This is a genomic window from Caballeronia sp. AZ1_KS37 (genome assembly GCF_023631165.1).
In the GTDB taxonomy this organism is placed as follows: Bacteria; Pseudomonadota; Gammaproteobacteria; order Burkholderiales; family Burkholderiaceae; genus Caballeronia; species Caballeronia zhejiangensis.
On sequence record NZ_JALQDP010000034.1, the window covers coordinates 25,717 to 46,386 of the forward strand.

The window sequence follows — 20,670 nt, forward strand, 5'->3', positions numbered from 1 at the left end:
CGCGCGCAACTTACGTTAGCCTGACGCTCCGACTCATGGTTTGCCCTGATCAGCCGAGATCGTCGAGCTTGACTTCGAAGCCCCGCTTCACGCCCGGGCGCGCGAGAAGCGCCTCGTACCAGCGCTTGACGTTAGGGTAATCATCGAGCGAAACCTGATGACGTTCATGCCGCCACGCCCAGCCGAGAATCGCGAAATCGGCGACGGACATATCGCCCGCGACGCATTCCACTTGCGCGAGGCGCTTGTCGAGCACGCCGTACAGGCGGCGCGTTTCGTCGGAATAGCGCTTCAAACCATAACGCCGGTCGCTTTCCGCTTCGACCATGCGGAAGTGATGCACCTGTCCTGGCATCGGGCCGAAGCCGCCCATCTGCCACATCAGCCATTCGAGCACGGGCACGCGATCGCGCAAACTCGCGGGCAGAAACTTGCCCGTCTTCTCGCCGAGATAGAGCAGGATCGCGCCGGACTCGAACACGCTGATCGGCTGGCCGTCGGGTCCGTCCGGATCGACGATCGCCGGAATGCGATTGTTCGGGCTGATGCGCAGAAACTCAGGCGTATGCTGCTCGCCCTTCGTGATGTTCACCGTTTTCACGGTGTACGGCAGTTGCATTTCCTCCAGCGCGACGCTGATCTTGCGTCCGTTGGGCGTGTTCCAGGTATGCAGTTCGATGGTCATGGCAATCCGTCCCGTTCAGGTCAATGCAGGCGAGACGTGACGCGCGAAGCCCGGACGCTGCGTGATGCCCACATACCAGCGTTCGAGTTCGGGAAGCGCGGGGCGAACCAGCTCCGCGATGCCGAACCAGCGGCGCGCATACGCGGCGACGACGAGATCGGCGAGCGTGAACGTGTTGCCTTCGAGATAGTCGCGGCCCTTCAGATGCGCATCGATAACGCGCCAGAGCTTTTCCACCTCGCTCGCGGCGGCGGCGAGTTGCTGCGCATCGCGATCCGCGGCGCTCGTGCGGATATAGCCCCAGAAAACCGGACGTTCGGCGGGCTGCAGGGTCGAAAGCGTCCAGTCGAGCCAGCGGTCCGCGCTCGCGCGCACTTTCGGCTCGGCGGGATAGAGCGGGCTGGCGCCGCCGTATTGCATCGCGAGATAGCGAATGACCGAGTTCGACTCCCACAGCACGAAGTCGCCGTCGACGAGCGTGGGCACGCGGCCCATCGGGTTCATCGCGAGATAGTCGGGCTCGTTGTTGCGCCCGAATTGCAGGCCCGCGTCGATGCGCTCGTACGCGAGCCCCAGTTCATCGCAGCACCACAGCACTTTCTGCACATTGACCGAGTTGGCCCGGCCCCAGATCGTCAGCATTCGATGTCTTCCTCCGTACTTGTCGAAGGATCCATCTTAGCTGTGTTTCGCGTTTTGCCTCAGTCGATGTGCGCCGCGAAACCGGTCTTTCCGGCTGCGAGTTCGTCGCGCAGCGTGAGCTGAGGAATCGCGTAGTCGCCGTGATTCTGCTTGCGGAATGCAATGGGCGCATCGTCCCAGAGACGGTCGAGACGCCGGCCGAGGGCATCGTATGTGGCTTGCAGGCGCGCTTCATCCATGCGATGCGTTTCATAGAGAACGAACGGCGGCAGCACATCGAAGCCTGGATAAAAAAGCATGCCGTGCTGGATGTGAAAGAGAATATCGTCGATGGGTCCGTTGATGCCGCGCGGACTGTAATGCGATTCCCAACCGCCCGTCGTGACGACGATCATCGCGCGCTTGCCCGCCATCAGACCTTCGCCGTAGCGGTCGCCCCAATGCGTGTCCGAATGCTCGCCGACGCCGTAGCCGAAGCCGTACGCATAAACGCGCTCGACCCAGCCCTTCATGATCGCGGGCATCGAGAACCACCACATCGGAAATTGCAGGATCAGCGCGTCGGCCCAGCGCAGCTTGTCCTGCTCCAGCTCGATGTCGCGGCTTTGCAGGCCGTTTTCGAACGCGTGCTTCGAATCGAGGCTCGCGTGAAACGGCGTATCGGCCTTGCGGTCGCGCACGTCGTTCGCATCGAGCGGCGCCTTCCAGTTCATTGCATACAGGTCGGAGACTTGCACGCTATGGCCGTTCGCGCGCAAACGCTCGACGGTGAAATCATTGATGGCGCCGTTCAGCGAGCGGCGTTCCGGATGGGCATACACGATCAGCACATTCATGAGGCTTTCTCCACTTCGTTTCTGGAATGGAGACCAGCTTAAGAGCCTCTCGGGTATATTGGAAATGAATATCTGAAATTGCAGGAATTGCCATGACTAATACCTTGAGAAGGCTCGATCTGAACTTGCTTCTCACGCTCGACGTTTTGCTTGCCGAACAGAACGTCACGCGTGCAGCCGAGCGCCTTCATTTTTCGCAACCTTCCGTGAGCGTGCATCTGTCGAAGCTGCGCGACATCTTCGGCGATCCTCTGCTGTTGCCCGGCCCGCGTGGCATGCGCCCGACAGCGCGAGCGGAAAGTCTGCGCGAGCCGTTGCGCGAAGCGCTGGCATCGCTCGAACGCGCGGTGTCGCCGGAAGCCGCGTTCGATCCCGCCATCGCCGACAACACATGGCGCATCGCCGCCACTGACTACAGCGAATCGACCGTGCTGCTGCCTGCGTTGAGCGGCTTGCGCGCCGCCGCGCCGCACACGCGGATCGCCGTGCTGGAGATGTTGCCGCCGCGTCTTGCGAAGCAGGCGGAGAACGGCGAGATCGATCTCGCGTTTCACATCACATCGCCCGAGATGGCCAATTTTCATCAGCAAGCGCTCTTCACGGAAAGCTATGTGCTCGTGGGACGCAAGGATCATCCGCGATTGAAGCGGCGTCCGACGCTCGCGCAGTTCTGCGCACTGGAGCATGTGATCGTGTCGCCCGATGGCGGCGGATTCTTCGGCCCGACGGATGACACGCTCGCAACGTTCGGCATGAAGCGGCACGTCGCGCTGTCGGTGCCGCACTTCCTCTTCGTGCGCTCCGTGCTCGCGACGACCGATCTGGTTTCGATGCAACCGGCGAGGCTCGCGAAGCGCTGGCCGGAGTTGCGCATCGTCGCGCCGCCCGTCGACGTGCCCGGCTACGAGATGTCGATGTACTGGCATGAACGCGTGCATCGCGATCCTGCGCATCGATGGCTGCGCGAGTTCATCGCGCAAGCTGTTTGAAAGAATGACGCGGCATTGATGATCTTTTCGCATGATCGTCTTTATCGTTATTACTGATTCAGTGCTCGAAAGGCGAGTGCTACTGTTTGTCGGCAAATCCTTAATTGCTGCATGTGTCATGTGTCTGGCTGGCGTCGCTCCACGATCGAATACACAGAGGAGACTGATGATGTCAAAGCGCAAGACGTGGCGGGGAATGAGTACCGTCATTGCAACGGGTACGGCGATGGCGGCCTTGAGTCTCACGGTCACGGCGCACGCGGCAGGGGAGCCGATCAAGATCGGCGTCATCAGCGAAGAGTCCGCGGTGGCGGGCGCTTCGATCAGCAAGGCTGCGCAACTCGCAGCGGAGGAGATCAACGCGAAGGGCGGTGTCGATGGCCGGCAAATCCAGATCATCGCGTATGACGATCACTCGTCGGCATCGGACGGCGTGCGTGCCTTTCAGCGCGCCGCGAGTCAGGACAAGGTAGTCGCGATCATCGGCAGCTACATCAGCGAAGTCGCGCTCGCGATGGAGCCATGGTCCGCGCGCCTAAAGATGCCTTTCATCACGCCGGGCGCGGCGAGCAACGAAATCTCGAAGCGCGTGCATGACGACTACGATCACTACAAGTACACCTTCCACGGCTGGATGACCTCGGCGTTCATCGCGCAATCGATCTGCGATTTCTCGCATGACGTGCTTGTCGGCGAGTTCAAGATGAAGACGACCGTCGTGATGAGCGAGGACGCCGCGTGGACCAAGCCGCTCGACGAGCGCTACCTCGAGTGCCTGCCGAAAGCGGGCCTCAAGGTGCTGGATCACATCCGCTTCAATCCGGACACGTCGGACTTCACGCCGATCTTCAACCAGATCGAAGCGAAGCATCCGGACACGATCACGACGGGCATCAGCCATGTCGGCGTGCAGCCGACCGTCCAGTGGCACGATCAGCAAGTGCCGATTCCGATGTCGGGGCAAAGCTCGCAAGCGACGACCACGAGCTTCTGGAAGGACACCAACGGCGCGACCGAAGGTGTGATCACCGCATCGGCGGCGGCGCCGGGCGTCGCGTTGACGCCGAAGACCGTGCCCTTCGTCGAGTCGTATCAGAAGCACTTTGCCGGCGTATCGCCCGCGTATGACGGCTTCACGAGCTATGACCTCGTGTACATCATCGCGGATGCGATTCATCGCAATCAAGGCTCGACCGATCCCGACAAGATGGTCGATGCGCTCGAAAAGACCGACTATGTCGGCACCATCGGACGCTGGCAGTTCTACGGCAAGAACGATCAGTTCACGCACGCGTTGAAGTACGGCGAAGGCTATATCACCGGCATCAACCTGCAATGGCAGAACGGCAAGCAAGTGGCGATATGGCCGAAGTCGGTGGCGAACGCAAAGGTCAAGTTTCCGGCCTTCGTGAAGGTGCAGGCAGCCGCGAACTAAGCGCGTTTGCGTCGTCGCGACGCGCGTGCGCTGCCGATAGCGCGCGCCTTGCGGCGCATGTTGCGGGGACCGGTTCCACGTTGGCATCGACATGGAAGACATAAAGGGCCGCTATGTTGCCACTGCAAATACTCATCGATGGCTTCGCGATCAGCTCGCTCTACGCGCTCGGCGCGATCGGCTTCACGCTGATATTCGGCGTATCCGGCGTGCTCAATCTCGCGCATGGCGGCGTGATGCTGGTATCCGCGCTGCTCGGCTGGGCGCTCGCGGGCGAAGCCGGATTGGGCACCTATCTCGGCACGCCGCTCGGCGTGGTCTGCGGGATGATTGCCGCATACGTCACCTATTTCATGGTGGTGCGGCCCATTCAACGCTCGACTGCGATCCCGCGTGAAGAGAAAGAGATCTTCGTGCTCACGGGCACGCTGCTCTGGGGCATCATGATCCAGCAGGGCATGGCGTATCTCTTCTCCGATAACCCCATCACGATGCGTCCGCTGATTCCCGGCGTCGCGAGCGTCGCGGGCGTGCGCGTGCCCTATAACGAGATCATGATCGCGGTCGTGTGCTGGGTCGTGATCGGATTGCTGTGGCTCTTCGTGAATCGCACGAAGGCGGGCAAGGCGCTGCTCGCGGCGTCGATGAATCCGCGCGGTCTCACGCTGCTCGGCTTCGAGCTGTCGAATATCTATCTGCTCGCGTGGACCATCTACGGTGTGCTCGCGGGCATCGCGGGCGTGCTGCTCGCATCGTTCCTTGGCGTGAGCACGAACAACACCGGACAGCTCACGGCGAGCGCGTTTTCCATCGTCGTGCTCGGCGGCCTGGGCAGCGTGTCGGGCTCGTTGATGGCCGCGTATGTCGTGGGTTATCTGGAGACCGTCACGGCGTACCTCATCTCGCCGACGCTGCGGCCATTGCCCGCGCTGCTGCTGCTCGTGCTCGTCGTATATGTGCGGCCGCAAGGCTTTCTCGGACGGCGCTAATCATGAAAGACATCGTTCGTTCGCGCTTGATCTGGGCGGCGGTCCTGCTCGCGATCGTCGCCGCGACGCTGCCGTGGTGGCTCACCGGGTATATCCTCGGCGTGCTGACGGTCGCGTATTACTTCGGCGTCTTCGCGATGTCGTGGGACTTGCTCTTCGGCTTCGCGGGCGAAGTCAATTTCGGACCGACGTTCCTGATCGGGCTCGGAGCGTATTCCGCCGCGATACTGAACGCGCACGCCGCCGCGCCGATACCGGTATGCGTGATGGCCGGCGGCCTCGTCGCGCTCGTCGGCGGCCTGCTGCTCGCCGTGCCCGCATTGCGATTGCGCGGACCGTACTTCGGTCTCGTCACGCTCGTCGCGGTGTTGCTGCTGCAGAACGCGATCGTGATCTTCGCGGGCGTCACCGGCGGCGAGATCGGCATGATGGTGCCCGACGTGATGTCCGTCGATGCGAGCCACAACTACTGGATCGCGCTCGCGTTCCTCATCGTCTGCGCGATCATTCTGTTCGGCTTGTCGCGCTCGGCCATCGGTCTCATTCTGCAGGCGAGCGGGCAGGATACCGTCGGCGCGCAGGCGCTCGGCTTCAACGTCGTGAAGCACAAGCTCGCGGCGTTCTGCATCAGCGCGGTGTTCTCAGGCGTCGCGGGCGCGATGCTCGTGTTCTATCAGGGCACGGCGTCGGTGAGCACGGTGGTCGATATCGGCATCGGCGTGCAGATCATCATCGCGGCTGTGCTCGGCGGCCGGCGCACGATACTCGGCGCGGTGCTCGGCTCGATCTTTCTCATCGTCGCGGGCGAATTCCTGCGTCCGCTCGGGCAGATCAATACGTTCGTGGTCGCGGCTGTCGCGCTCGCGGTCATCCTGTTCTTTCCCGATGGATTGCTCGGCAACATCCTGCGTGTGAGGGAGCGCGAATGAGCGATACACCTTTGCTTTCGGTGCGCGGCCTCACGAAGCGCTTCGGCGGTCTCGTCGCGGTGAAGGACATCGGCTTCGATATCGAGCCCGGCGAGATACTCGGCCTCATCGGTCCGAACGGTTCCGGCAAGTCGACGGTGATGAAGCTCATCATGGGCATCGAGCGGCCCAACGCGGGATCGATCAAGGTCGATGGCGTCGAGATAGCCGGATGGCTGCCGCATCGAATCGCGCGCGCGGGCGTGGGCATCGTGTTCCAGCATTCGCGGCCGCTGCATCGGCAGACAGTGCTCGAACACATCAAGCTCGCGCTATTGCCCGATTCGCTCGTGAAGCTCGCCGCCGATCCGCATGTGAATCGCCGCGCACGCGAGATCGCGGAGCGCGTCGGACTCGGCAAGGTGATGCATCGTCATCCGGCGACGCTGCCCTTCGCCGATCTGCGTCGCATGGAGATGGCGAAGGCGATCGCGCGCGATCCGCGTGTCGTGCTCGTCGACGAGCCTTTCGCGGGTCTCACCGCCGCCGAATCGGAAGCGTTCTCCGAACTGATTCGCGGCTTTCGCGCGGAAGGGCGCGCGGTGCTGCTCGTCGATCACAACGTGAAGAGTCTCGCGGCGCTCGCGGATCGCGTGCTTGCGATGTATCTCGGCGAGTACGTCGCGGAAGGCACCGCCGAAGAAGTGATGCAGAACGAGACCGTGCGGCGCGTCTATCTCGGCGGCAAGATCGAGGCACGCGAGCGTGGCGCGGAAGTCGTGAGCAACAAGCCGTCGATTCTTCAGGTCGAGAGCGTCGGCGTGTTGTACGGCAAGGCGCGCGCGCTCGATAGCGTGGACATGCATGTGCGCGAAGGCGAATTCGTGTCGGTCGTCGGATTGAACGGCGCGGGCAAGACGACGCTCTTCAATGCGATTTCCGGACTCGTGGCGTATCACGGAACCATTCGCTACGGCTCGCGCGATTTGAAAGCCATGAGCGGCGCGGCGATCGCGCGTGGCGGCATCGTGCAGTGCCCGGAGACGCGCGAGCTGTTCGGCGACATGACCGTGCGCGAGAATCTCGATCTCGGCGGCTATCATCTTTCCGACAAGATGCGCGCCGATCAGCTCAAGTGGCTCTTCGAACTCTTTCCGATACTCGAATCGCGTCAGGCGCAGACCGCGCGCACGTTATCGGGCGGCGAGCAGCAGATGCTCGCGATCGCACGCGCGCTGATGATGCAGCCGAAGCTCCTCATCCTCGATGAGCCGACGCTCGGCCTCGCGCCGGTGATTCTCGAGCAACTGTCGAAGGCGATGGAACGGCTGCAGAAGACCACGCCGATCACCGTGCTGCTGGGCGAACAGAACGTGACGTTCGCGTTGCCCCATGCGGACCGCGTGTATGTGCTCGAACATGCGCGCATCGTGTGGGAGGGCAGTCCGTCGCGCTTCGAGAAGGACATGGGACGAGGCTTTCTCGAAGCGGTGCCGTCGGAGGCAGCGCAAATTGCGCAGGCGAAAGTTTGAAGCGTAGCGCGCGCAACTAAACACGCGCGCCTTGTTGCCTAAAACGCCACACGTATTGCACCGAATGGGCATCGCGTCATTTGATGTGTTAAAAAACCGCGAGCTTTCGATGCGTCGCGCCAAGCTGCTTCAGCCAAGACAGTTATCTGAAAGGCGACGCGTCGAAGCCATGAAAAACGGCTAACGAATACGCGCTCCCAATACATCATGAAGACATTCACATCGCGTGCCATCGCGGGCATCGGCGCGTCGGTCGTCGCGCTCGCGTGTCAATCCGCATTCGCGCAAAGCTCGGTCACGCTGTACGGCGTCGCCGATGTCAGCGTGCGTTACCTCACGAACGCCAACGCCAACAACGACGGCAAGCTGTTCATGACGAACGGCGCCATTACCAATAGCCGCATCGGCTTCAGAGGCGTCGAAGATCTCGGTGGCGGCCTGAAAGCGATCTTCCAGCTGGAAAGCGGCGTGGAACTGGAAAACGGCCAATACTCCGACAGCGCTCGCGCATTCAATCGCGCGGCTTTCGTCGGCCTGTCGAATCCATATGGCACGCTGACGCTCGGCCGTCAGAAGACGCCGCTCTTCGACATGCTCGGTGACGTCTACGATCCGCTCACGGTCGGCAATTACTTCGAGAACGCATGGTTGCCGGTTGCGTTGGGCGCGGGTCTCTATGCGGATAACGCCGTCAAGTACAACGGCACGTTCGCGGGCCTCACGATCGGCGCGATGTACTCGTTCGGCACGAACTATACGTCGACGGGCGCGGGCGGCTTCTCGGGCCAGGTTCCGGGTCATATGGGCGCGGGCAACATGTACGGCTTCACGGCGTCGTATGCGATGGGCCCGCTGTCCATCGGCGGCGGCTATCAGCAGAACAGCGACAACGCCGCGAACAAGCAGAAGATCTGGAACGCGAACGCGGTCTATGCGATCGGCGCGGCGAAGCTCTATGTCGGCTATCTGCATTCGACCGATGACACCGGCTTCGTCGACAGCATCCTGCAACAGCGTGGCCTCGTATCGGGCACGGATATTCTGAAAGGCTCGGGCCGTCGCGACGATGGCCCGTTCGCGGGCGTCACCTATCAGGTCACGCCGGCGCTGTTGCTCACGGGCGCGTTCTACTACGACCACATGAAGAACGCGGCCATCGGCGGCGGCGCGACGGGCAGCGGCAATCGCTATACGGGCGTCGCGCTGGCGGAGTACGCGCTGTCGAAGCGCACGGAAGTCTACGGCACCGTGGACTTCAACAAGGTGACGGGCGCGGCGGATGTCGAACTGCCGGGCCGCTCGAATCAGACCGGCGTGTCGATCGGCTTGCGCAACATCTTCTGATGACGCTTCAGCGCACGCGCAATGTATAGCGCGTGCGCTGACGATACACGTCGCCGGGCCGCAAGACAGCGCGCTCGCTGTCGTGCATGTTGATCTCGTTGGGAAAGCCGCCCGCTTCGAGACACAAGCCCGCCTGCTTGCGATAACGCGAACCGCCGCGCGCGGGCACATCTTCCAGATAATTCCCCGAGTAGAACTGCAAGCCGCGCGCATCGGTCGACACGCTCAGTTCGCGTCCGCTCGATGGATCGAACAGCACAGCGACCGTGCGCGGTTCGTTCGCTTGGTCGCTCAACACGTAGCAATGATCGAAGCCGCCCGCGATCGCGAGTTGCGGATGAACCGCATCGAGACGCGTACCGATCGATGCAGGCGCGCGCAAATCGAACGCGCTGTCCCCGACGCTTTCGCCCGCGATTGGAATCGAGGTCGCATCGATTGCGAAGTACGTATCCGATGCAATCGATATCTCGTGGTCGCGAATGCTCGCGCCGTCGTTCAAATTGAAGTACGCGTGATTGGTCAGGTTGATGGGCGTCGGCGCATCGGTGCGAGCTTCGTAATCGATCGATAACGTGCCGTCGTCATCGAGCGCATAGCGCACGGTCACATCCACATTGCCGGGAAAGCCAGAAGCGCCCGCAGGCGATTGCAGCGTCATGACGAGCGCGCCGTTCGCCGCCTGCACACGCCACATCTGCCGATGAAAACCCGCCGAGCCGCCATGCAGAAGATTCGCGCCTTCGTTGCGCTCCGCCTGATGCGCGATGCCATCGAGCACGAAGCGCGCATCGCGGATGCGATTCGCCCAGCGCCCGATGATCGCGCCCATGAACGCGCTGCCGTTGCGGTAATCGTCGGGCATGTCGTGACCGAGCAGGACATTGGCGAGATGTCCATCGCGATCGGGCGCGAGCCATGAAACGAGCGTCGCGCCGAGGTCGCTGATATCGACAGACATGCCCGATGCATTGCGCAACGTGTAGAGATTCGCGTCGCCCCAGGGGCGAACGTCGATGGAAGAAGAGGTCGTCATGCGCGAGATCATCTCATGGCCGCGCCGCGACTTCATCGAGATGCAGCAGTAAGTCCGCTGGATCTTCATACACGCGCAACGCGCCGGAGCGCTCGAGTTCATCGCTGCCATAACCGCCCGATAGCAAGCCGACGCCGAGCGAGCGGCAACGGCGCGCGGCCAGCATGTCCCAGATGCTGTCGCCGACGACGACCGTATGCTCGATCGGCACGTTCAGACGCTCGGCGGCGGCGAGGAACAGATCCGGATCGGGCTTTGCGTACTTCACCATGTCGCGCGTAACGACCACTTGCTTCGACGGATCGACGCCCAATGCCTCGAGATTGACCTGCGCGGTTTCCATGCGCCCGCTCGTCGCGATGGCCCAGCGCGTGCCGGCGTTCGTCAACGCTTGCAGCAATTCGCGCGCGCCGGGCAGCGGACACACCTGCGCGCGCAGCCGCTTGTACGCCTCCGCATGCAACTGCCGCAGCCGCTCGACGCGATCCGCGCTGATCTCGCCGTGCGTCTCGCGCAGTAACTGATTGGTGAAGAGTCCGCCGCTCATGCCGATCTTGCGGTGAATGCGCCACACCGACAACTCGATGCCCTCGGCGTCGAGCGCTTCTTTCCACGCGAGCACATGTTGATAGACGCTGTCGACGAGCGTGCCGTCGAGGTCGAATAGAAATGATGTTTCGATGCGCATGGTCTGCTCCCTTTGATCGAGTTCGGGCGTGTCGTATCGCTTCATCATACGCACGATCGGGCGAACAGGCTGTTCCAGGTGCGATAATGGATGTTTGCGCCGCGAGCCGGTTATATCGCGGAATCGCCGCATGAAGTCCCTGAATTTTGCATCAATTACGCATCACGGAGCCTATCTTGACCCGCATCGACAATCCCTCCCGCGATCAGGAGGCAGGCGTGGCCGACTCCACGCAAGACACGACCCGCATCGACGATACGCGCATCGGCGCGGTGCGTCCGCTGATCTCGCCCGCGTTGCTGCTCGATGAACTGCCGGTCACGCCCGGCGTGCAGACCCTCGTCGAGGAAAGCCGCGCGGCCATCGCGAATATTCTGCATGGCCGCGATGACAGGCTCGTCGTCGTCATCGGTCCGTGTTCCATCCACGATCACGATCAGGCGATGGAATACGCAGAGCGTCTGAAGAAAGTGGCGTACGAACTGCGTAACGATCTCTTCATCGTGATGCGCGTGTACTTCGAAAAGCCGCGCACGACGGTAGGCTGGAAGGGCTATATCAACGATCCGCGTCTCGATGGCAGCTTCCGCATCAACGAAGGACTGCGCCGCGCGCGCGAACTGCTTCTCGACATCAGCGGCCTCGGTCTGCCTACCGCCACCGAGTTCCTCGATCTGCTCAGCCCGCAATACATCGCCGATCTCATCGCGTGGGGCGCGATCGGCGCGCGCACGACGGAGAGCCAGAGTCATCGTCAGCTTGCGTCGGGGCTTTCTTGTCCAATCGGCTTCAAGAACGGCACCGATGGCGGCGTGCAGGTTGCCGCCGACGCAATCGTCGCGGCGCGCGCGAGCCACGCGTTCATGGGCATGACAAAGATGGGCATGGCGGCGATCTTCGAGACGCGCGGAAACGACGACTGCCACGTCATTCTGCGCGGCGGCAAGAAGGGGCCGAACTACGACGCCGAAAGCGTCGCGGCGGCGTGCGGCGCGCTCTCCAAGCTCGGCCAGCGCGAACAGGTGATGATCGATTGCTCGCACGCCAACTCGAACAAGTCGCATCTGCGTCAGGTCGATGTCGCGCAGGACATCGCGCGGCAACTGGAGGCGGGCGAACGGCGCATTACCGGCGTGATGATCGAGAGTCATCTGGAAGAGGGCCGTCAGGATCAGAAGCCGGGCGTGCCGCTCAAGCACGGCGTATCGATCACCGATGCATGCCTTGGCTGGACGCAAAGCGAACCTGTGCTCGAACTGCTCGCTCAAGCAGTGAGAAAACGCCGCGCGGGGTGATGACAAAAACCGTGGGCGCGGCAAGGGAAGCGTTTCCGTTCGCCGCATTCACGGCGACGACGGGCGATGCATCGGAGTTCGATGATCGCGTGATGTGACAAGCCCCTACCGCGCCACCGCCGCATTCAGCGCATTGAGCAACGCCAGCGGATCGAATGGCTTCTTCAACTGAATCGACTTCGGCAATGCGCGACGCTCGTCCTCGCTGAGCGCGAGGTCGTAGCCCGTCACGAACACGACGCCCAGTCCCGGCGTTTTGCGGCACGCCGCGATAGCCAGTTCCACGCCGGACTGCCCGGCAAGATCCACATCCGTCAGCAGCAATTCGAAGCGATGCTCGCGCATGAGCGCCAGCGCTTCATCGACGCTGCCCGCTTCCGTCAGATCCAGCCCGAAGGTGCGCAGCAATTCGGCGGTGCTATCGCGCACGAGTTCGTTGTCTTCGACGAACAGCACGCGCATTCGCGAGAGCGCATCGTTTTGCGCGACGCTCGGCACGCTGACATCGGCGCTGGCAGGCGCGCCCGCCGATGCCCTCATGCGTTGTCCCAGAACCTGCCGCACCTTGCGCGCCAAAGCCTCATGCGTATAAGGCTTGCTCAGCAGATCGATGCCTTCGTCGAGCCGCCCCGCATGCACGATCGCGTTGTCCGTATAGCCCGACGTGAACAGCACCGCGATACCCGGCACGCGTTCACGCGCCTTGCGCGCCATTTCGTTGCTGCGCAGCGGGCCGGGCATCACGACATCGGTGAAGAGCAGATCGACGGGCACGCCGCTTTCGACGATCGCCAGCGCGCTCTGCGCGTCCTTTGCCCGCAATACGCGATAGCCGAGATCCGCGAGCATCTCGACGACGGTCGCGCGCACTTCCTCATCGTCCTCGACGACGAGAATGGTCTCGCTGCCGCCCTTGGCCGGACCGGCATCGATGGTCGTTTCGATATCCTCTTCCTCGCGCGCGCGCGGCAGATAGATACGCACCGTCGTACCGTGCCCTTGCTCGCTGTACACCTTCACGTGGCCGCCGGACTGCTTGACGAAGCCGTACACCATCGAAAGGCCGAGGCCCGTGCCTTGTCCTTCGCGCTTGGTCGTGAAGAACGGTTCGAACGCGCGTTCCTGCACTTCGGGCGACATGCCCGAACCGGTGTCGGTCACGGCGACCATCACGTACTGGCCGGGCGCGACGTCGGCGTTGCGCATCGCGTAGGTTTCGTCGAGCGATGCATTGCCGGCTTCGATCGTGAGCTTGCCGTGACCGTTCATCGCGTCGCGTGCGTTGATCGCGAGATTGAGCAGCGCGTTCTCGACCTGGAATGGATCGACGAGCGTATTCCACAATCCGCCCGACACGATGGTTTCGATCTCGATGCCATCGCCGAGCGCACGGCGGAACATGTCGTCGAGGCCGCGCACGAAGCGGCCCAGATTCACGACCTTCGGCGCGAGCGGCTGGCGTCGGCCGAACGCGAGCAATTGCGACGCGAGATTCGCGCCGCGCGCGACGCCCGCGAGCGCGCTTCGCACGCGCTGCTCGGGCTTGTCCTGTCCGGCGACGTCTTTCGCGAGCAATTGCAGATTGCCGCCGATCACCTGCAGCAGATTGTTGAAGTCGTGCGCGACGCCGCCCGTCAGCTTGCCGATGGCTTCCATCTTTTGCGCCATGCGCAGCGCTTCTTCGGCGTGGCGCAGCGCGTCGGCGGTTTCGCGGTCGGATGTGACGTCGCGGCCCACGCCATGAATGCGCCGCGTGGCCGGATCGAGCGATACGGTCCACGCGATCCAGCGCCAGCCGCCGTCCGAACGGTTCATCCGGCATTCGTAGCGCACCGGCAAGCCGTTCGCGCGCAGCTTGCCGAGTTCCTCGGCGGCGGCGGGCGCGTCGTCGGGATGAAGGAGGTCCATCACCGTGTGCGAATGCAGGCGCTGCGAGTCGAAGCCGAGCACCGTCGTCCATGAAGGACTCACGCGCAGCAGCGCGCCCTCGAAGCTCGCGACGAAGAACAGATCTTCGCTCAACTCCCACAAACGATCGCGATCCGCGACGGCATCCGCGACGCGGCGTTCCAGCGTTTCGTTCAGATCGCGCAGCGCGTCCTGCGCCTTCGTGCGCTGGGCGATCTCGTCCTGCGCGGCCTGAAAGAGCCGTGCATTGTCGATGGCGATCGCCGCTTGCGACGCGATGCCCGTCAGAATGCGCTCCGAGCGCTCCGTGAAGACGCCCGGCTCGGGATGCCCGAAGAACAGCCCGCCGAGCACTTCGCCCGTGCGCGAGAGGACCGGCGCGGCGAGATAGCTGCACACGGCGAGATGGCCCTTCGGCATGCCGTGATGCGGCGCGTTGTGTCCATAGCGCGGATCTTTCGTGATGTCGTCCGAGCGCACGATGCCTTCGCCCGCGAACGTCGGACCGAATACGGCCGTGTTGCGCGGCATCGGAAATTTGGCGAACGTATCCTTCGGCACGCCCGACAGGGTGTAGAGCGTGTAGCTGCCGCCCTTGTCGTCGAGCACGTTGTAGAAGAACGAGCCGAAGGCGGCGCCGGTCAGCTCCGTCGCGGCATCGACGACGACCTGCACCGCGCGGCTCAGATCGAGTTCGCCCGCGACCGCCGTGCCGACGCGATTGAGAATCTCCAGCGTGCGCGATTCGTCGCGCAGCTTCTGTTCGGTCGCGCGACGCAGCCGCGCGAGCCGCAGATTGCTCGCCACGCGCGCGAGCAGTTCGCGTGCGGAAAAGGGCTTGGTCAGATAGTCGTCCGCGCCCGCTTCGAGGCCGTCGACGCGCGCTTCCTCGCCCGCGCGCGCCGAGAGCAGCACGACAGGCGTTTCGCGCAGCGCTTCGTCTTCGCGCAGCGCGCGCACGAGCGCGAAGCCGTCGAGGCGCGGCATCATCACGTCGGAGACGATGACTTCCGGTCGCACGTCGCGCGCGATCGCGAGCGCGGCTTCGCCGTCGGCGGCGACGTTCACGTCGTGGCCCGCCGCGATCAGCATGCGGCGCATGTAGTCGCGCAGATCGGCGTTGTCGTCGACGATCAGCACGCGGCCCGGCAACGCATTGGCGAGCGCCGGGTCGTCGGCCGCGTCCGCGCCGAGCGGCGCGTCTTCCTCGCTTTCGACGACCGGCGGCTCTCCGTCCGGCATCCAGCGCATGGCGGCATCGACATACGAGCGCGCGCGGATGCTCGCTTCGGCATGGGGCGCGGCTTGCGCATCGAACGCCGATTCGCGCGACGAGGGCAGCGTGACGGTGAAGCACGCGCCTTCGCCGAGCGTGCTTTGCACGCGGATCATGCCGCCGTGCAGCTTGACGAGCTCGTGCACCATCGCAAGGCCGATGCCGCTGCCTTCCACCGAGCGGCCCGCCGCGCCCGTCACGCGATGGAAGCGCTCGAACACGCGCGTGAGCTCGTCTTCGGGAATGCCGATGCCGGTATCGCGCACGCTCATTTCGATGCTGCGATCGGCGTTCGCGTGCAGCGAGATGCGGATGGCGCCATCGAACGTGAACTTGAACGCGTTCGACAGCAGGTTCATCACGATCTTTTCCCACATGTCGCGGTCGATGTCCGCGATCACCGGCGCCTGCGCGATATCGATCTCGAGGCGCAGGCCGGCCGTTTCGATCGCCGAGCGAAACAGCGACGCGAGCTCGGCGGTGAATACGGCGATATCGGTCGGCTGACGATGCATCTCGATGCGCCCGGCCTCGATGCGCGAGAAATCCAGCAGCGCGTTGACGAGCTTCAGGAGCCGCAGGCCATTGCGATGCATGATCTCGACGAGCCGCAAATCCTCGCGGCCTACGCGTCCGGGACTGGCCAGAAGTTCTTCGAGCGGACCGAGCATCAGCGTGAGCGGTGTCCTGAACTCGTGGCTGATGTTGGAGAAGAACGTGGTTTTCGCGCGGTCGATTTCGGCGAGCGCTTCGGCGCGGCGGCGCTCTTCCTCGTACGCGTGCGCATAGCCGATCGCCGCGCCGATCTGGCCCGCGACCAGATTCATGAACGCGCGATAGGCGTCGTCGAAAAGCCGGTAGGGGTTCAACGCCGCGATCAGCACGCCCGCGCGGCCCGTCTCGCCCGAAGGCGCGATGGGCGCGAGCACCGCGCTCGAAGGCGCGACGTTCCACGCGCCGGTCGGCAACGGCGCATCGACGAGGCGTTCGAGGTTCGTCACCACGCGCGCCTGGCCGTCGCGCAGCACGCTTTGAAACGGCCACAGCTCCGCGTGCGACGCATGCAGCGTTGCGGGCGCGGCCGCATGGCCCGGCGCGATGCCGCACGCGCCGGCGAGCGTCGCCATGTCGCCGCCCGGCTCGGCGATGTAGAGCAGCGCGAAGGGCATGTCGCGCGATGCGCCTGCGAGCGCGTTCATCGACAGTTCGCATGCCTCGCGCCACGAGCGCGCATCCGCCGCCGATGCGGCCAGCTCGCGCAGCACGTTAAGTTGACGTTCGCCGAGGACGCGCTGCGTGTCGTCGCTGTTCGCGCAGATGATGCCGCCCGCGCCGCCGCGGTCATCGGGAATCGGGCTATAGGAGAACGTGTAATACGTTTCCTCGGGAAAGCCGTTGCGCTCCATGATGAGGAGCTTCTGTTCGACGAATGTCCCTTCGATGCCCGCGAGCGCCGTGTCGAGCAGCGGGCCGATATCGTTCCAGATTTCGCGCCACACGACCGAGGTCGGCTGGCCGAGCGCATGCGGATGCTTGCCGCCGATGATCGACTTGTACGCGTCGTTGTAGAAGAAAAGCAGGTCCGACCCCCAGCCGACCCAGATCGGCTGGCGCGACGTCAGCATGATGCGGATGGCCGTCTTGAGACTTTGCGGCCAGTTTTCGGGCGAGCCGAGCGCGGTCTGCGTCCAGTCGAAACCGCGGATGAGCGCGCCCATTTCGCCGCCGCCCAGGAGGAAGCTCGGGTCGAGCCCGTTCATCCTCGTATCCGCGATCAGGTTTTCGGCTTTCATCGACGCTTGATCTCCTCGCCCGGCCTCTCGATGGGGCGATGCAGGTTTGTCAGGGACGCTGCCCGTCGTAGGGTTCGAATCGTTCATGTGCGCTTCCGGACGCGGGTGCGAACGATACCGGATTCTCGCACGGAAAACCCATTTTCTTGCAATGGCCGCACGCGCGTCAGCCCCGTCCTGCAAGGCGTTCGGGACAGTGCGGCACGGGATTTGCTGGACGTGTCGCTCAAATCGATAACGTGCGCGTGACCGTCAGGCGCCAGCATCACATCAAGCGAAACCATGTCCAGACCGATGCCTAAAGCCCCCTCGACATCAGGCGCAGGCGCGCACGAAGACTTCGATATCTACGCGTCGTATGTGGTGAATGCGACGGGCCTGCACATCGGCACGTTGAAGGTCGTGAGAAAGCGCGACAAGCGCGTGCTCTATCCGTTCGATGGCTGCGAGACCATCGGCCCGTTCGAATCGAGCGAGGACGCGCGGCGGGCGGCCGAAGCGCTCGGCCACCGCATCGTCGCCGCGGATCTCGCCAATCCCGAGCCATGATCCGCGCTCGCGCATTGTCCTATGACATGCGCTTTCGACGCAGGCGGAACGTCTCATCCCCGTGAGCGCGTCGAGGCTGCGAGCCGCGCGGTAAGAAGCCCCGGCGAGTCCACAGACGATCGGCAAGAATGGCCCGCGCGCTCGGGAAAACCCCAGCGCCGTCATCGTCCTAGGACATGCCAGGCAAGCGGCATGCGTCTGTATCTTGATCTCAAGGCGGTGCATGGCGCGCGAACTCGAGCGCAGCACCGGGTCCATGACGCATCCGGAAGACGACTATGAGTGACGTGCAACCATCCACGAGGCAGGGTCAACACGCGGCGCCCGATGAGACGCCCTCGCGCGCGCCGATTCGACGCGCCATGGCCGCCTCGGCAATAGGCAATGCGACCGAGTGGTTCGACTACGGCATCTACAGCTACGGCCTGACCTACATTTCGGCCGCGCTCTTTCCCGGCAGCACCGCGCAAGCCACGCTCTTCGCCCTCGCCACGTTCGCGATTTCGTTTCTCGTGCGTCCGCTCGGCGGCCTCTTCTGGGGACCGCTCGGCGATCGTCTCGGCCGCAAGCATGTGCTCGCGCTGACCATCGTCATCATGTCGATGGCGACGCTGCTCGTCGGCTTGCTGCCTTCATATGGAAGCATCGGCATATGGGCGCCCGTGGCGCTCGTCGCGTTGCGCATGATCCAGGGCTTCTCGACGGGCGGCGAGTATGGTGGCGCGGCCACGTTCATGGCCGAATACGCGCCCGATCACAAGCGCGGCTTTTGCGGCAGCTTTCTCGAATTCGGCACGCTCGCGGGCTTTTCGCTCGGCGCGTTCCTGATGCTCGGCTGCTCGGTGCTGCTCGGCAACGACGCGATGCACGCGTGGGGATGGCGCCTGCCGTTTCTCGTCGCGGCGCCGCTCGGTCTCATCGGACTGTATCTGCGCTCGAAGATGGAGGACACGCCGGTGTTTCGCGAATGCGCCGAAGCGGCGGAGCGAGAGCATCAGGCGGGTGTGTCGTTGGGCGAACTGTTCGCGAGCTACTGGAAGCCGCTCTTGCAGCTCGGCGGGCTCGTCGTGGCGCTCAACGTCGTGAACTACGTGCTGCTCGCCTATATGCCGACGTTCATGAAGAAGGAGCTCGGCATGAGCGACAACCTCTCGCTGCTGCTGCCGCTCATCGGCATGCTGTCGATGATGGTGCTGCTGCCGTTCGCGGGCGCGCTGTCGGATCGTATCGGACGCAAGAAGGTGTGGTGGCTTTCGCTCGTCGGCATCTTCGTCGCGGCCGTGCCGATGTTCTCGCTGATGACCCATGGCATTGCCGGCGCGCTGATCGGGCTTGCGGTGCTGGGGCTGCTGTATGTGCCGCAACTCGCGAGCATATCCGCGATGTTTCCCGCGATGTTCCCGACGCAGGCGCGGTATGCGGGGATGGCGATCGCCTATAACGTGTCGACGTCGATCTTCGGCGGCACCGCGCCGATGGTCACCGATTGGCTGATCGGACGCACAGGTAGCACGCTGGTGCCGGCGTATTACATGATGGGGGCTTGTGCGGTTGGCGCGGTTGCGTTGGTGTTCGTTACCGAGACGGTCGGGTGTTCGCTGCGCGGGCGGGGGATTCCTGGGGCCGGGACTGGTGCTGGTGCCGGGACGCAGCGGGACGATATGGCGCATGACGTGTTGCCCGAGCATCGGCATGCTTGATGTTTTTTTCGCCGGATCCCGTTTTCGCGTTGGACTATTAGCACAGGGGCAACGCTAATAAGCCGAAAGCAAAACGGGATCCGGCGAAATCCACCGTAGAGAAAGCAAACCTCAGTGCGCCACTTTCACCTTATTGTTCCCACTCAAAACCCGCGCCTGCAGCAAGATCACGAGCAGTAGAAACGCACCGCGAATCACGGACTGCCAGTAGGCGGAAAGCGAAATGAACCCGAGCCCGTTCTCGAAGTTGAGCAGATTGAACACGAGCCCGAGCAACGCGACGCCCGCGACGGTCATCGCGATGGACCCATCGCCGCCGGTCAGTCGCGTGCCACCGAGGACGACCGCGGAAATCGCGAACAGCTCCCATCCGACGCCTTCATTCGGCTGTCCGGCGCCGAACTGCGCGGCCAGAATCGCACCGGCGATGCCCGCAAGCAAGCCGCTCAGCGCATACACCATGACGAGCGTGCGGTCCACGTTCAAGCCCATCAGCCGCGACGCTTCCTCACTTCCGCCGATGGCGAGCGCATGCCGCCCGAAGCGCGAACTGCGCAGCGCGATCCATCCGGCAAACGCGGTCAGCGCCGACACGATGCCCGGTATCGGCAAGCCGAACAGATCGCCCTGACCGAATGCGGCGAAGTTCGAATCCGATGAAATGCCGACCGCGTCGTTATGCCCGAGCAGCAACGCAAGCCCATGCGCGCCGAGACTCGTCGCGAGCGTGACGATGAACGGCAGGATCCGCATATGCGTGATGACGAGCCCGTTGAGCACGCCCACCGCGAGGCCTGCGAGCGAGCCGGAAAGCACCGCGGCCAGCCCGCCATGCGGGCTCGCCAGCGCCGACACCACGCTCGCGAGCGCGGCCACCGCGCCGACGGACAGATCGATGCCGCCCGTGATGATGACGAACGCCATGCCGATCGAGATCAGCAGGAACATCGAGTTGTATCGCCAGAACGACGTGATGTTGTACGCGTCCGCGAAATGTTCGTAACGCATGACGCCGAGCACGAGCAGCGCCGCGAGCGCGATGAGAATCGGCAAGTTCTTTTTCAT

The 20,670-nt window shown here is 63.6% G+C and carries 16 protein-coding genes; 9 read left to right on the plus strand and 7 right to left on the minus strand.

The window, feature by feature from the left end; all coding sequences use genetic code 11:
* Nucleotides 1–49: 49 nt before the first annotated feature.
* Genes NCS00_RS20740 through NCS00_RS20750 form a run of 3 tightly spaced genes read right to left on the minus strand, consistent with a single transcriptional unit; the run spans nucleotide 50 to nucleotide 2,163 of the window.
* Nucleotides 50–685 (minus strand): glutathione S-transferase family protein, encoded by a 636-nt coding sequence (locus NCS00_RS20740; RefSeq protein WP_250440869.1) that lies wholly within the window; start codon nucleotides 683–685, stop codon nucleotides 50–52.
* Between the two features lie 15 nt (nucleotides 686–700).
* Complete coding sequence (locus NCS00_RS20745) at nucleotides 701–1,327, minus strand: glutathione S-transferase family protein (RefSeq protein ID WP_175980595.1); 627 nt, start codon at nucleotides 1,325–1,327, stop codon at nucleotides 701–703.
* Nucleotides 1,328–1,386: 59 nt separating this feature from the next.
* Nucleotides 1,387–2,163, minus strand: coding sequence for an NAD(P)H-dependent oxidoreductase (locus NCS00_RS20750; RefSeq protein ID WP_008347703.1), 777 nt, complete (start codon nucleotides 2,161–2,163; stop codon nucleotides 1,387–1,389).
* Nucleotides 2,164–2,255: 92 nt separating this feature from the next.
* On the opposite strand from NCS00_RS20750, the gene NCS00_RS20755 reads away from it, so the two are divergent.
* From NCS00_RS20755 to NCS00_RS20780, 6 genes are all read left to right on the plus strand, one after another.
* Nucleotides 2,256–3,152: a LysR family transcriptional regulator gene (locus tag NCS00_RS20755; protein ID WP_008347704.1), complete on the plus strand. Its 897-nt coding sequence runs from the start codon at nucleotides 2,256–2,258 to the stop codon at nucleotides 3,150–3,152.
* 196 nt (nucleotides 3,153–3,348) lie between these two features.
* Entirely contained in the window at nucleotides 3,349–4,587 is a 1,239-nt protein-coding gene (locus NCS00_RS20760; RefSeq protein WP_372492505.1) for an ABC transporter substrate-binding protein, read from the plus strand.
* A 113-nt stretch (nucleotides 4,588–4,700) separates the two neighbouring features.
* A complete protein-coding gene (locus NCS00_RS20765; RefSeq protein ID WP_008347709.1) occupies nucleotides 4,701–5,576 on the plus strand; it encodes a branched-chain amino acid ABC transporter permease in 876 nt (291 codons plus the stop codon).
* A 2-nt stretch (nucleotides 5,577–5,578) separates the two neighbouring features.
* Nucleotides 5,579–6,505 (plus strand): branched-chain amino acid ABC transporter permease, encoded by a 927-nt coding sequence (locus NCS00_RS20770; RefSeq protein WP_175980602.1) that lies wholly within the window; start codon nucleotides 5,579–5,581, stop codon nucleotides 6,503–6,505.
* The gene (locus NCS00_RS20775; protein ID WP_250440870.1) at nucleotides 6,502–8,016 is read left to right on the plus strand and encodes an ATP-binding cassette domain-containing protein; all 1,515 of its coding nucleotides are present in this window, start codon (nucleotides 6,502–6,504) and stop codon (nucleotides 8,014–8,016) included. Before NCS00_RS20770 ends, NCS00_RS20775 begins: the two co-directional genes overlap by 4 nt.
* Before the next feature lie 207 nt (nucleotides 8,017–8,223).
* Nucleotides 8,224–9,360: a porin gene (locus NCS00_RS20780; RefSeq protein ID WP_250440871.1), complete on the plus strand. Its 1,137-nt coding sequence runs from the start codon at nucleotides 8,224–8,226 to the stop codon at nucleotides 9,358–9,360.
* Nucleotides 9,361–9,367: 7 nt separating this feature from the next.
* On the opposite strand, the gene NCS00_RS20785 is transcribed toward NCS00_RS20780, so the two are convergent.
* Together NCS00_RS20785 and NCS00_RS20790 are read right to left on the minus strand one after the other, a co-directional pair.
* Complete coding sequence (locus tag NCS00_RS20785; protein ID WP_250440872.1) at nucleotides 9,368–10,396, minus strand: aldose epimerase family protein; 1,029 nt, start codon at nucleotides 10,394–10,396, stop codon at nucleotides 9,368–9,370.
* A 13-nt stretch (nucleotides 10,397–10,409) separates the two neighbouring features.
* A complete protein-coding gene (locus NCS00_RS20790; RefSeq protein WP_008347718.1) occupies nucleotides 10,410–11,084 on the minus strand; it encodes an HAD family hydrolase in 675 nt (224 codons plus the stop codon).
* A 176-nt stretch (nucleotides 11,085–11,260) separates the two neighbouring features.
* On the opposite strand from NCS00_RS20790, the gene NCS00_RS20795 reads away from it, so the two are divergent.
* On the plus strand, nucleotides 11,261–12,379 hold the full coding sequence (locus NCS00_RS20795) for a 3-deoxy-7-phosphoheptulonate synthase (RefSeq protein WP_008347720.1): 1,119 nt from the start codon (nucleotides 11,261–11,263) through the stop codon (nucleotides 12,377–12,379).
* A gap of 105 nt (nucleotides 12,380–12,484) precedes the next feature.
* Here NCS00_RS20795 and NCS00_RS20800 read toward each other — a convergent pair whose 3' ends face one another.
* Nucleotides 12,485–17,356 (minus strand): response regulator, encoded by a 4,872-nt coding sequence (locus NCS00_RS20800; RefSeq protein WP_250440873.1) that lies wholly within the window; start codon nucleotides 17,354–17,356, stop codon nucleotides 12,485–12,487.
* 294 nt (nucleotides 17,357–17,650) lie between these two features.
* Between NCS00_RS20800 and NCS00_RS20805 the strand changes: the two genes are divergently transcribed.
* A complete protein-coding gene (locus NCS00_RS20805; RefSeq protein WP_008347724.1) occupies nucleotides 17,651–17,905 on the plus strand; it encodes a DUF6723 family protein in 255 nt (84 codons plus the stop codon).
* A gap of 278 nt (nucleotides 17,906–18,183) precedes the next feature.
* On the plus strand, nucleotides 18,184–19,605 hold the full coding sequence (locus NCS00_RS20810; RefSeq protein WP_250440874.1) for an MFS transporter: 1,422 nt from the start codon (nucleotides 18,184–18,186) through the stop codon (nucleotides 19,603–19,605).
* 111 nt (nucleotides 19,606–19,716) lie between these two features.
* Here the strand turns inward: NCS00_RS20810 and NCS00_RS20815 are convergent, their stop codons facing one another.
* Nucleotides 19,717–20,670 (minus strand): ABC transporter permease, encoded by a 954-nt coding sequence (locus NCS00_RS20815; protein WP_033536250.1) that lies wholly within the window; start codon nucleotides 20,668–20,670, stop codon nucleotides 19,717–19,719.